This is a genomic window from Microbacterium flavum (assembly GCF_018717645.1).
Classification (GTDB): Bacteria; Actinomycetota; Actinomycetes; order Actinomycetales; family Microbacteriaceae; genus Microbacterium; species Microbacterium flavum.
Genome location: NZ_JAFLHG010000006.1, coordinates 46227 through 58315, shown reverse-complemented (window position 1 = coordinate 58315; position 12089 = coordinate 46227). Strand labels below are relative to the sequence as shown.

11 protein-coding genes are annotated in these 12089 nt (G+C 71.4%); 4 read left to right on the top strand and 7 right to left on the bottom strand.

Annotated features, from left to right (window positions below):
• The first annotated feature begins 71 nt into the window (after nucleotides 1–71).
• On the top strand, nucleotides 72–1739 hold the full coding sequence (locus J0P97_RS07770; RefSeq protein WP_215487353.1) for a glycoside hydrolase family 13 protein: 1668 nt from the start codon (nucleotides 72–74) through the stop codon (nucleotides 1737–1739).
• Nucleotides 1740–1772: 33 nt separating this feature from the next.
• Here the strand turns inward: J0P97_RS07770 and J0P97_RS07765 are convergent, their stop codons facing one another.
• Together J0P97_RS07765 and J0P97_RS07760 are read right to left on the bottom strand one after the other, a co-directional pair.
• A complete protein-coding gene (locus J0P97_RS07765; RefSeq protein WP_215487212.1) occupies nucleotides 1773–2066 on the bottom strand; it encodes a DUF2277 domain-containing protein in 294 nt (97 codons plus the stop codon).
• A gap of 86 nt (nucleotides 2067–2152) precedes the next feature.
• Entirely contained in the window at nucleotides 2153–3424 is a 1272-nt protein-coding gene (locus J0P97_RS07760; RefSeq protein ID WP_215487211.1) for an alpha-hydroxy acid oxidase, read from the bottom strand.
• Between the two features lie 191 nt (nucleotides 3425–3615).
• On the opposite strand from J0P97_RS07760, the gene J0P97_RS07755 reads away from it, so the two are divergent.
• On the top strand, nucleotides 3616–4224 hold the full coding sequence (locus J0P97_RS07755) for a class I SAM-dependent methyltransferase (protein ID WP_215487210.1): 609 nt from the start codon (nucleotides 3616–3618) through the stop codon (nucleotides 4222–4224).
• A 47-nt stretch (nucleotides 4225–4271) separates the two neighbouring features.
• On the opposite strand, the gene J0P97_RS07750 is transcribed toward J0P97_RS07755, so the two are convergent.
• Together J0P97_RS07750 and J0P97_RS07745 are read right to left on the bottom strand one after the other, a co-directional pair.
• Complete coding sequence (locus J0P97_RS07750) at nucleotides 4272–5264, bottom strand: TerC family protein (RefSeq protein ID WP_215487209.1); 993 nt, start codon at nucleotides 5262–5264, stop codon at nucleotides 4272–4274.
• 225 nt (nucleotides 5265–5489) lie between these two features.
• A complete protein-coding gene (locus J0P97_RS07745) occupies nucleotides 5490–6362 on the bottom strand; it encodes an NAD-dependent epimerase/dehydratase family protein (RefSeq protein ID WP_215487208.1) in 873 nt (290 codons plus the stop codon).
• 83 nt (nucleotides 6363–6445) lie between these two features.
• Here J0P97_RS07745 and J0P97_RS07740 point away from each other — a divergent pair, with 83 nt between their 5' ends.
• Together J0P97_RS07740 and J0P97_RS07735 are read left to right on the top strand one after the other, a co-directional pair.
• On the top strand, nucleotides 6446–7024 hold the full coding sequence (locus tag J0P97_RS07740; RefSeq protein WP_215487207.1) for a DinB family protein: 579 nt from the start codon (nucleotides 6446–6448) through the stop codon (nucleotides 7022–7024).
• A 20-nt stretch (nucleotides 7025–7044) separates the two neighbouring features.
• Entirely contained in the window at nucleotides 7045–7494 is a 450-nt protein-coding gene (locus J0P97_RS07735) for a GyrI-like domain-containing protein (protein WP_215487205.1), read from the top strand.
• Here J0P97_RS07735 and helR read toward each other — a convergent pair.
• From helR to J0P97_RS07720, 3 genes are all read right to left on the bottom strand, one after another.
• Nucleotides 7491–9773, bottom strand: a complete 2283-nt coding sequence (gene helR / locus J0P97_RS07730) for an RNA polymerase recycling motor ATPase HelR (protein ID WP_215487203.1) — start codon at nucleotides 9771–9773, stop codon at nucleotides 7491–7493. The genes J0P97_RS07735 and helR overlap by 4 nt on opposite strands.
• Nucleotides 9774–9891: 118 nt before the next feature.
• Nucleotides 9892–10392, bottom strand: a complete 501-nt coding sequence (locus J0P97_RS07725; protein ID WP_215487201.1) for a GNAT family N-acetyltransferase — start codon at nucleotides 10390–10392, stop codon at nucleotides 9892–9894.
• The gene (locus tag J0P97_RS07720) at nucleotides 10389–12062 is read right to left on the bottom strand and encodes an MFS transporter (protein ID WP_215487200.1); all 1674 of its coding nucleotides are present in this window, start codon (nucleotides 12060–12062) and stop codon (nucleotides 10389–10391) included. The genes J0P97_RS07725 and J0P97_RS07720 overlap by 4 nt, the downstream gene beginning before the upstream one ends.
• Between the last annotated feature and the right edge of the window lie 27 nt (nucleotides 12063–12089).

The following is a 12089-nucleotide window of genomic DNA, read 5'->3' as shown; positions in this document are numbered from 1 at the left end:
ACACCACCGTCCCGACCGACGCCGCCGCCACGGCCACCACCACTCCCGCCGCGCAGGTTCCGCAGACCGAGATGCCGCCGTGGTGGCGGCAGGCGGCGGTCTACCAGATCTACCCGCGCAGCTTCGCGGATGCCGACGGTGACGGGCTCGGCGACATCCGCGGCATCCTGTCGCGCGCCGACTACCTCGCCGAGCTCGGGATCGACGCCGTCTGGCTGAGTCCGTTCTACCCGTCCGAGCTCGCCGACGGCGGTTACGACGTCGCCGACTACCGCGATGTCGACCCGCGCCTCGGCACCCTCGCGGACTTCGATGCCCTCACCGCCGCGCTCCACGCGCGCGGGATCAAGGTCGTCGTCGACATCGTGCCCAACCACACATCCGACCAGCATGTCTGGTTCCAGGAGGCGCTGACCGCCGGCCGCGGCTCCGCGGCGCGCGAGCGGTACATCTTCCGCGAGGGCAGCGGGCCGGACGGGGCCGAACCGCCCACCGACTGGACAGCCGCATTCGGCGGGAGCGCGTGGGAGCGCGTCGACGACGGGCAGTGGTACCTGCACAGCTTCGCGATCGAGCAGCCCGACCTGAACTGGGCGAATGCCGAGGTGCGCGCGGACTTCGTGACGACACTGCGGTTCTGGTCCGATCGGGGCGTCGACGGATTCCGCATCGACGTCGCTCACATGCTCACGAAGGACCTCTCCGAGCCGCTCCCCTCCGCCGCGGAGCTCGCGGACATCCCCGTCGACGGCAATCACCCGCTCCTCGACCGGGACGATGTCCACGAGGTGTACGCGCAGTGGCGCGAGGTGTTCGACTCCTACGATCCGCCGCGCACGGCCGTCGCCGAGGCCTGGGTGGCCTCGGACCGCGTGCCGCGGTATGCGAGCCCCGAGAGCCTCGGTCAGTCCTTCAACTTCGACCTGCTGGTCGCGGACTTCGACGCGGCGCAGTTCCGCGACATCGTGACGCACAACATCGCCCTCGCCGCGCAGTCCGGCTCTTCGAGCACGTGGGTGCTCTCCAATCACGACGTCTTCCGCCACGCCACGCGCTACGGGCTCGTCGGCCTGGACGACCTGCCCGAGGATGCCGCCGTCCCGAAGCGCCACGGCGGAGGATGGCTCGAGTCCGGCGCCGATCAGAGCGGGCTGGACCGCGCGCGCGGCGAGCGGCGCGCGCGCGCGGCGAGCCTGTTCCTTCTCGGGCTCCCCGGCTCGGCGTACCTCTACCAGGGCGAGGAGCTGGGCCTGCACGAGGTCGCCGAGATCCCCGCCGCCGAGCGCCAGGATCCGACGTACTTCCGCACGAACCAGGAGCAGTTCGGTCGCGACGGATGCCGCGTGCCGCTCCCCTGGGCGGCCGAGGGACCGTCGTTCGGTTTCGGCACGGCGGGCGCGCACCTGCCGCAGCCGGCGTGGTTCGCCGACCACGCCGTCTCCGTGGAGGAGCGCGATCCCGCATCGACGCTCTCCCTCTACCGGCGCGCCCTCGCGCTGCGGCACGAGCTGCAGACCGGGGAGCAGCTCCAGTGGATCGAGACGGGCCGCGCCGACGTGCTCAGCTTCATGCGTCCGAACGGATGGCGGGTCGTGACGAACTTCGGTGGCGAACCCTTCACGCTGCCCGCCGACGCGGGAGAGGTGCTCGTCGGAAGTGCGGGCTCCGTCGACGCGTCCCCGACGGCATCCGATCGCGTCGTCCCCGCCGAGACGACGGTCTGGCTCGCCTCGGCCTGAGCCGCCGCCCGGTCGGGCACCCCGACCGGGCGGTCAGGATGCCGTCCGGATCCGCACCTCGCGTTCCATGCGCGCCTCGTGGCGGGCGCGCCCCTTGACCGCTTCGATGTCGCGGTTCTTCGGGGGCGCGTTCGTCACGAGCGCGTCGAGCAATCGCCGCGTCGCGAGCGCGATCTCATCGACCGCGTGGTCGAACGGCTCGGTGTTGGCGCGGGAGGGGTGGGTCGACCCGCTCACCTTGCGGACGAACTGCAGCGCGGCCTCCCGCACCTCGTCATCGTTCGTGGGCGGTTCGAAATTGTGGAGGACGCGGATGTTGCGGCACATGCCGTGAGCGTAGACCCGTGCGCTGACACGGGCGAGCGTCCCTGGCATCCTGTCGACCCGCGGCCCCGCGCGCACAGCGGGCCTGATCAGTCGGATGCCGAGGTCAGCACGCCCCCGTTGGCCGCGCGCGGCACCAGGCGCTCGAGCTGCGTGACGTGGCGCGGCTCCAGCTCGTCGAGCGACGAGACGCCCAGGAGCTTCATCGTGCGCTCGATCTCGGTGCGGAGGATCTCGATCGTGCGGTCCACACCCTGACGCCCCCCGGCCATGAGGCCGTAGAGGTAGGCGCGGCCGATGAGGGTGAACTTCGCGCCCAGCGCGACCGCGGCGACGATGTCCGCGCCGTTCATGATCCCGGTGTCGACCATGACCGTGGCATCCTTGCCGACCTCGCGGACGACCTCCGGCAGGAGGTGGAACGGGATCGGAGCCCGATCGAGCTGGCGGCCGCCGTGGTTCGAGAGGATGATCCCGTCGACGCCACGATCGATGAGGCGCTTGGAGTCTTCGACGTTCTGCACGCCCTTGACGACGAGCTTGCCCGGCCACATACCGCGGATGACGTCCAGGTCGTCGTAGCTGATCGTCGGGTCCATCGCGGAGTTCAGGAGCTCGCCGACCGTGCCCCCGGTCGTCGACAGCGACGCGAACTCGAGCTTGGGGGTCGTCAGGAAGTCGATCCACCACCAGGGCCGCGGGATCGCGTTGATGATCGTCCCGATCGTCAGCTGCGGCGGGATCGAGAAGCCGTTGCGCTTGTCGCGCAGGCGCGCGCCGGCGACCGGGGTGTCGACGGTGAACTGCAGGGTGTCGAACCCGGCGGCCGCGGCGCGCTTCACGAGCCCGTACGAGATCTCGCGATCGCGCATGACGTACAGCTGGAACCAGTTGCGCCCGTGCGGGTTCGCGGCCTTGACGTCCTCGATCGAGGTCGTGCCGAGCGTCGACAGCGTGAAGGGGATGCCGGCGGCGGCCGCCGCCCCCGCGCCCGCCGTCTCGCCTTCGGTCTGCATGAGACGGGTGAAGCCGGTCGGCGCGATGCCGAAGGGCAGGGCCGAGGGGCCGCCGAGGATCTCGGTGGACATGTCGACCTCGGCGGCGGGACGCAGGATGTCGGGGTGGAACTCGACATCCTGGAACGCCTGGCGGGCGCGGGCGAGCGAGAGCTCGCCCTCGGCGGCGCCGTCGGTGTAGTCGAAGGCGGCCTTCGGTGTGCGGCGCTTGGCGATGGTGCGGAGGTCGGAGATCGTGAGCGCGCCGTCCAGGCGCCGCTTGCGACCGTCGAGCTCGGGCTTCTTGAACTGCATGAGCTCGAGGAGCTCCGCAGGCTGGGGCAGCTGACGCTTCAGGGGAGACATGAGGGGCCTTTCGGGGTGGTCGGAAGGATGGTCGCGGTCGCCGGCCGGTTCAGGGAAGCATCCACGAGAGGACGGAGGACTGCAACCCGTCGCGTGGTCGAGAGGTCAGACCACTAGCGCAACCTATTCGCCGGACCCTTGGGCTGTCAATGCATCCATTGACGGCGCGGCCCCGCCGGTAGCCTCGAGCGGTGACGACCGTGACGGAGGCCTACGCGAAGCGGGCAGCTGAGTACACCGACCTCATCGGGTCCGTGGACGCCGCACACCCGAGCGACCGATCCCTCATCGAGGCGTGGGCGCGGGCACTCAGCGGCCCGGCCGTCGATGCGGGGTGCGGTCCGGGCCACTGGACGGACCATCTGACCGGCCTCGGACTCGACGCGCGCGGCATCGACCTCGTCGCTCCGTTCATCGTCGGCGCTCGGGCGCGCTATCCCGGTCGGCGCTTCGATGTCGAGAGCATCGAGGCCATCGCTGAGGAGGACGGATCCCTCGGCGGCATCCTCTCGTGGTTCTCCACGATCCATTACACGCCGTCACGGATCGCCGCTCCGCTCGCCGAGTTCGCGAGAGTCATCCGGCCGGGCGGGGGTCTCCTGCTGGGCTACTTCGACGCCGAGAGCACGGAGCCCTTCACCCACGCCGTCGCCACCGCCCAGCGGTGGGCGGCGCGTGACCTGCGAGCCGCGCTCGAGCGCGCCGGCTTCGATGTCGTCGAGGTCCATCGCCGTTCGGTGGCGGGTGCCCGCGACGTCGGGGCGATCGTGTGCGAACGGCGCCTCGCCGCCACCGACTGACCCGCCCTTCGCCGCCGCGCCGGCACCAGGCGTCGCGGACGACCGGGTCAGGCGCCGCCGCCGCCGATGAGGGCCGCCCGGTCCTTCCGCGTCTTCGCGAGGCTGGCCACGGTGGCCACCGTGATCGTCGCGGCGATGAACAGCAGCGACAGCCAGATCGGGATCTCGGGGATGAACGTCACGTGCTCGCCGCCGTTGATGAAGGGCAGCTCGTTCTTGTGCAGCGCATGGATGAGCAGCTTCACGCCGATGAACGCGAGGATGACGGCGAGACCCTGCGCGAGATAGACGAGCCGCTCGAGCAGACCGCCGATGAGGAAGTAGAGCTGGCGCAGCCCCATCAGCGCGAACGCGTTGGCGGTGAAGACGATGTAGGCCTCTTCGGTCAGACCGTAGATCGCGGGGATCGAGTCGATGGCGAAGACGAGGTCGATCATGCCGATCGCGACGATCACGAGCAGCATCGGGGTGACGAAGCGGCGGCCGCCCTTCACCACCGTCAGCCGGTCGCCGTTGTACTCGTCGCTCACGGGCAGGATGCGACGCACGAAGCGCATGAACCGACCGTTGGCGGGGTCGGACTCGCCGTGTGCGAACGCCTGTCGGTAGGCGAGGAAAAGCAGCAGCGCGCCGAACACGTAGAACACCCAGGAGAAGTTCTCGATGAGCGCGGCGCCGACCGCGATGAAGCCGCCGCGCATGATCAGCGCGATGACGATGCCGATCATCAGCACCTTCTGCTGGTAGATCTTGGGCACCGCGAAACCGGTCATCAGGATGAGGAAGACGAAGAGGTTGTCGATCGACAGCGCCTTCTCCGTCAGGTAGCCGGCGAAGTACTCACCGCCGTAGTTCCACCCGGAGACCAGGCCGATCCCGACGCCGAACAGCAGCGCGAGGCCGATGTAGAACGCCGACCAGCGGGCGGACTCGCCCACCGTCGGCTCGTGGGGCTTTCGCACGTGGACGAAGAACTCCCACACGAAGAAGAGGATCGTGACGGCGATCGTGATGATCCAGACGAGTGGCGTGATGTTCACAGGGGGCTCCAGAAGACGGGCGTGACGAGGTCGACGCCAGAGTCTCCCCCATCCCGTCTCGGGACCGGTCGGCCCGGGTCGCGATGCGACCGTACTGACGAGCCGTCCGTGTCGGAGTACTCCCCCTGGACTGCTGACACAGTAGGGCACCCCGGCGGCGCGAACCTGGGAACTCGTCGGGACGCCTCGGATCCCGACGAGCTCCGCACCGGCGTGGCGCGCGCCTCAGCCCCGACGTGCGTCGGCGTAGCTCCCCGAGCGGATGTCCTCGATGAGCGACGGACGCGTCGGCGCCCACCCGAGCGACCGCGCCTTCGCGCCGCTTCCCTGCTGGTCCAGCATGAGCGCATCGGCATATGCCGCGCCGAGGCGCGCGCGTGAGGCATCCGCACCCTCGGGAACGACGGAGCCGCCGGCGAAAGCGGCGCCGATCTCGGCGACCATCGGGTTGTCGCCGCCGAGGCCGAGGACGCGGCCCGCGGGCGAGCGCGCTTCGATCACGCGGGCGTACAGCTCCGCGAGATCGTCGACGTGCACCGTCGGCCAGTGCTGCGTTCCGTCGCCGACGACGGTGAGGCGCCCATCGGCGTCCGTCGGCGCATCGGTGAGCGAGGCGGGGATGCCGGCGCCGTGGCCGTACACGATGCCCGGCTCCACGATCGACAGGACGAGACCCGCGTCTTCGAGCCGCGACTCCACATCCGCGCGCCAGGCGACGAGCGCCGGCGGGTCGAACGGAGTCTCCTCGGTGAGGTCATCGGAAGGCCCGTGGATCCACAGCCCACCGGTGTGGATGTAGGGCTTCTCCGTCCCCGCGAACGTCGCGATCACGGCATCCGCCACGGCCCCATCGAATGCCGCGGCCGTCCCGTCGCCGGGCGCCGCGGTGTGGATCGCGGCATCCGCACTCTGCAGCAGCGGCGCGAACCACGCGGGGTCTGTGATGTCGCCGACGACGGCGCTGGCGCCTGACGCCTCCGCAGCCCGCGCCGAGTCGGCGCTGCGGACCGGGGCGATGACCTCGTGGCCGTGCGCGCGGAGGACACGGAGGACGGAGGAGCCGATGTACCCGGTGGCGCCGGTGAGAAGGATCTTCATCTCCTCATCGTAAGCAGGCTCGCGGACACGGGCGCGGGCCGGGGCCCTGGTCCGTGTCCCTGCCCCGCAGTACTCTCGTCGCCATGACACCGGACGAGCTGTTCCTCCAGGCCGACGCCGCGCTGCGCGAGGTGGTCGACCGCATCGATCCCGCCGATCTCTCCACACCTGTGCCGCCGGAGTGGAGTCAGACGGAGTCGCCCACCCTGCGCGACATCCTGTCCCGCCACGCGTACGACGAAGCGTGGATCCCGGGGGTCCTGGCCGGGCGCCCCGCCGCCGACGGCGACCCGTTCGCCGAGGCCGACCTGCTGGGGGACGACCCGATCGCCTCGTACGACGCGCTCAACGATGCCGCCACCGCGGCGGTGCGCGCGGGCGGTGCGGTTCCGACGTTCCGCTTCACCTACGGCGACTATCCCTCCGATGAAGGATTCGCGCACCTCGCGACCTACCGCGCGTTCCAGGCGTGGTCCATCGCGAAGCACCTCGGCATCCCGTTCCACCTCTCCGCCGAGCTCATCGCCGGGCTGAACGAGCACGTGACCCCGCATGCGGACGAGTGGCGGCAGTGGGGGGTGTTCCCCCCGGCCATCGATCCGCCCGAGGATGCCGATGAAGAGACGCGCCTGCTCTGCGCGGTCGGCTTCTGGGTTCCCTGAGCGTCGGGTCCGGTCTGCCCGTGCAACCTCTTCCCACCGTCATCGTCGGACATCTCGTCCGCACGACCAACGCCGCCGAGGCCGATGCGGGGAGCGCACAGCTGGGCAGTCTCTGGGGACGAGTCCTCGCCGATCAGACGCTCCTGAGCCTGCCCGCGCGCGCCGACACCCGTCTGTACGCCGCACTCTTCGACTACGACTCCGATGAAACGGGGGCCTACGCGCAGATCGTCGGCGTCGGAGTCGACGTCGAGGATGCGGTCTTCCCGCCGTACGCCTCCATCCGCCTCACCGACGGCGCGCGCACGGCCTACCCCGCCCACGGTGAGATGCCCGAGGCCCTCATCGCCGCGTGGGGTCGAGTGTGGAACGACACCGCTGAGGGCTCGCTCCGGCGCGCCTTCTCCTGCGATGTCGAGGTGCACGAGCCGGACGGCTCGGCGACGATCCTCGTCGCGGTACGCCCCTAGATCCCCCCGCCGAGGATGACGAGCTGCTGGGTTGCGCGCGTCATCGCGACGTAACGGTCGACGGCCCCGGCGAGCCCCGGCTCGAACCGGTCCGGATCGACGAGGACGACGAGGTCGAATTCGAGCCCCTTCACCCGCCACGGATCGAGCGACATCACTCGCGGGCGGGAGCCGAACTCCGGCGCCCCGACGACGACGGCCGTGCCCTCGTCGGCCGCCGCCTCCCACGCATCGACGACGGCGGAAAGGTCCGCCCGGGGGCCGTACCGGACCGGGATGCCGGTGCGTCGGATCGAGGTCGGCACGTTCGCGTCGGGGAGGGCGGCGCGGATGACGGGACCGGCGGCATCCATCACCTCCTCCGGGGTGCGGTAGTTCACGGTCAGTGTCGCCACGGCGACGCGACCCGCGCCGATGCGCGCAAGGCGCTCCTCCCACGACTCCGCGAACCCCTGTCGCGCCTGGGCGCGATCGCCGACGATCGTGAGGCTCCGCGACGGGCACCGCCGCAGGAGCATCCGCCACTGCGCATCGCTGAGCTCCTGGGCCTCGTCCACGACGAGGTGGTCGAACGGTCCCGCGTACGGGTCGCCGACATCGGTGGCCTCGTCGACGAGGGTGCGACGCAGATCCTGACCGCGCAGCATGGACATGAGGCGCAGGTCGGAATCATCCGCCGCGATGAGGTCGGAGACGACGTCCGACATGACACGACGCGCGTCCGCGGATTCGCGGCGGGCGGCACGCGCGCGGGCCTCGGCTCCCGGGTCCCCGACGAGCAGCCGCGCCGCGTCGAGCAGTGGCAGGTCGACATCCGTCCAGGGCGCCGGGGCAGGACGATCGGCGGATGCCGACCCGGATGCCGCCGCAGCCGCCGTCTCGCGTTCGGTCGTGAGAAGGTCGAGGTCGGCCGACTCGAGCCACGGGGCGCATCGCGCGAGCATCGCGCGCGAGGCGAAGAGCCCGCGCACCAGCCGGTCGGGGTCGAGCAGCGGCCACGCCCGGTCGAAGAGCGACCGCAGCTCGTCGTCGTTCTCGAGTCCGTCGCGGACCGACTCATCATCGTCCCACCCTGACCCGTAGGCGTCGAAGCCGCCTTCCTCCCACGGATCACCGGACGCGAACTCGGTCCGGTCCTCCGCCTCAGCCGACTCGATCCGCTCCTCGAGCAGGTCGAGCAGCCGGTCCCAGCCGCGGGCGTGCACCGCGTTGTGGCTCGCCGTATCGGCATCCGCGAAGATCTCCGTCCACTCCGCGGGGGTCACAGGAACCACCCCCACCGCGGTGTCGATCCCCTGCGTCCGGGTCGGCGGCCGCTGCCAGAGCCGCACGGCGGCCTCGACCGCGTCGACCATGCGGCCATCGCCCTTGAGGCGGCGGACGACGGCGTCCTGCTCCGTCCGCGGCGGCATTCCGACCGGAACGAGGTCGCCGACCGCGCAGACGAGCGCGCCATCCTCGCCGAGGCTCGGCAGGACGTCATCGACGTAGTCGACGTACGGGCGATGCGGCCCGACGAACAGCAGGCCGCCGCGGCCGTGCCGCACCCGCGCGTCGTCGTAGAGGAGGAACGCGGCGCGGTGCAGGGCGACGACCGTCTTGCCGGTCCCGGGCCCGCCGTCCACGACGAGCGCCCCGGACGACCCGGCGCGGATGATCGCGTCCTGATCGGACTGGATCGTGGCGAGCACGTCGCGCATCTGCGGCGAGCGGCTCGCGCCCAGACTCGCGATGAACGCGGACTGGTCATCGAGCGCCGCAGAATGGTCGATCCCATCCGGGGCGAACACCTCGTCCCAGTAGTCGACGACGCGGCCACCGTGCCAGCGGTAGCGGCGGCGGCTCGTCAGCCCCATCGGCCGCGCGGCGCTCGCGGCGAAGAAGGGGGCGGATGCCGGGGCCCGCCAATCCATGAGCAGACGGTCGTCCGCGGCATCCGCGAGGCCGAAGCGGCCGATGTAGGTGATCGTGCCGGCCTCGTCGACCATCCGGCCGATGCATGCGTCGAGGCCGAACCGGCCGAGCATGCGCAGCCGGGCGGTGAGGTCGCGCACCTCCGCGTCCCGCTCGACGGCGCGCTGGCCCGGTGAGACGGCCTCGCGCAGCAACGCGTCGCGCCGGGCGGTGAGGCGGCGTTCCTGCGCCGCAAGGGCCTGCTCGATCTCGGTGAACCGCGCACGATCGGCATCGACGAGCGCCGGGTCGAGCTTGCGCGTCAGCCGCGCGGGCAGCGCGAACACGTCGTCATCGGGTGCGTCGGGAGTGGTGGATTCGGGCATGACTCTCCTCACCGGCGCGTCGATTCGGCGCGCGACCTGCGATTCTGCCTCACCGAGGGGGTCTTGCCGCAAGCCCCCCTCGGCGCGCGATAATGGAGAGGGAAGAGATGCTCGCTGTTCAGCGCACCATCCGGGCATCGGTGATCGACGGAGCCTGGGGATCGGTCTGCTCCACGCCGTCGAAACGGAACCCGTTCCGCCGGTAGAAGGCCGTCGCCCTCGGATTCTCCTTCGCCACCCAGAGCATCGCCGGCTCGCCGTCGAGCGCGGCGTCGAGGAGCGCCTGCCCGACGCCGGTGCCGTAGCGATCGGCCAGCACGTAGAGCGCGTAGAGCGCCCGGACGCGGGGCGGCGCGGCATCCGCACTCGGCAGGACGTCGGCCGGGCCGGCCCATGCGAGGCCGACGATCTCACCGGCATCATCGGCGATGCGCACCGCCATGTCCGCCCGCGCCTCGCCGAGGACGTGCGCCCACATCCGGTGCCGGCGGGCGACGTAGTCCGCGGAGAAGTAGGCCTCCGGGAGCAGATGCGCGTACGCCTCGCGCCAGGTGGCGACGTGGACGTCGGCGATCGCATCGGCATCCGCGGGCACCGGCTCGCGGACCGCGATGCTCACGGCCCGACCTCCTCCGCCGCCTCGGCCTCCGCCACCTCGGGCGCGGGGCGTCCGGCGACGCGCTGCAGGCGGAGCGCACCGACGAAGCCCAGCAGGAGGAAGGCCGTCGCCACCAGCAGCGACCACCGTGTGCCGTCGGCGAAGCCGCGAGCGAGCGCATCCACCGCGGTCGCGGTCTGGTCGCCGAACGGGCCGGCTGCCCCCTGGCCGCGCAGCTGCGTGATCATCGTGCCCGCGGACTGACGGGTCGCGTCGGCCAGCTCGTCGGCGGCGGAGCCCGTGATCCCCGCCCCCGCGAGGGCGGCGGGGAGGGTGAGCGCGAGCGACACGGACAGCGCGGCGCCCGCGAACGCGGTGCCGAGCGCGGAGCCGATCTGGCGCACCGTGCTCTGGGTCGCCGACCCCTGTCCGGAGACGTCGACGGGGACGTCGCGCAGCACCGTGCCGGTCAGCTGGGCGGATGCCAGGCCGAGACCGAGTCCGTAGAGCACGAGCGGGAGGGCGACCAGCCACCCCGGGGTCGTACCGGTGACCACGAGAGCCAGGATCAGAGTGCCCACGACCTCCAGAGCGAGGCCGATGAGCACGGTGCCCGGCGACCCGAAACGCGCCGCCAGGTGCCGCGCAGCCGCGCCCGACACGAATGCGCCGACGGCCATCGCCGCGATGACGAGACCGGCGGACATGACGCTCAGGCCGAGCGCGTTGATGAGGTACAGCGGCAGGACGAAGATGATCGCGAACTCGCCGACCGCGACCATCGCCGCGGTGAGGTTGCCCCACGAGAACGTCGGGAGGAAGAACAACCGCAGGTCGAGGAGGGCGGAGCGGCGGACCTTCTCGCGATGACGCTCCCACACGACGAAGAGGAGCAGTGCCACGGCCGCGATCGCGAAGGCGACCGGCACGGCGGAGACGGCGGCATCCGTCGGCCACACCCAGCCGAAGAGCTCGAGATCCGCCGTCGGGGCCCACCACCCGAGATCCGGGCCCTCGATGACCGCGAAGACAAGGGCTCCGAACCCGATCGCCGCCAGCAGGGCTCCGTCGACGTCCGCGCCGGGTCGGTGGTGCGCGCCCCGGGTGGCGGGGACGGTGAGGATGCCGGCGACGAAGATGAGGATGCCGAGGGGGATGTTCACGAGGAAGATCCAGTGCCACGAGGCCCATTCGGTGAGGGCGCCGCCCGCGAGCGGACCGATCGCCGCGGCGCCCGAGATCACCGCGCCCCAGACGCCGAAGGCGGCCGCCCGGTAGCGGCCGCGGAAGACCGCGTTGACCGTCGAGAGCGTCGACGGCATGATCAGGGCGGCGCCGACGGCCTGCACGGCGCGCGCGGCGATGAGCGGGCCGGCCGCGTCTGCCATCGCCGCAAGGATGCTGCCGCCGACGAAGACCACGATGCCGGCGAGGAAGAGGTTCTTGCGCCCCCAGCGATCGGCGAGCTTTCCGGTGGAGAGCAGGAGCGCGGCGAGGACGACCGCGTACAGGCTGTTGACCCACTGCGCGTCGGTGAGGTCGAGGTGCAGGTCGGCGATGATGTCGGGAAGCGCGACACCGACGATCGTGCCGTCGAGGACGATGAGGCCGAGCCCGATCGACAGCACCGCCAGGGCGATCCAATCGCGGCGGGTCGGGGGTGCGTCGGTGGCGGGCGTTGTCGTCGTCATGGTGGGGCGCTCCGTGGTCGCGGGTGG

Bases quoted from the DNA above. Each gene is read 5' to 3' on its own strand.
- J0P97_RS07720 (WP_215487200.1), bottom strand. From the start codon at position 12,062: ATGACGACGACAACGCCCGCCACCGACGCACCCCCGACCCGCCGCGAT.
- J0P97_RS07770 (WP_215487353.1), top strand. From the start codon at position 72: ATGCCGCCGTGGTGGCGGCAGGCGGCGGTCTACCAGATCTACCCGCGC.
- J0P97_RS07740 (WP_215487207.1), top strand. From the start codon at position 6,446: ATGACACCGGACGAGCTGTTCCTCCAGGCCGACGCCGCGCTGCGCGAG.
- J0P97_RS07760 (WP_215487211.1), bottom strand. From the start codon at position 3,424: ATGTCTCCCCTGAAGCGTCAGCTGCCCCAGCCTGCGGAGCTCCTCGAG.
- helR (WP_215487203.1), bottom strand. From the start codon at position 9,773: ATGCCCGAATCCACCACTCCCGACGCACCCGATGACGACGTGTTCGCG.
- J0P97_RS07765 (WP_215487212.1), bottom strand. From the start codon at position 2,066: ATGTGCCGCAACATCCGCGTCCTCCACAATTTCGAACCGCCCACGAAC.
- J0P97_RS07745 (WP_215487208.1), bottom strand. From the start codon at position 6,362: ATGAAGATCCTTCTCACCGGCGCCACCGGGTACATCGGCTCCTCCGTC.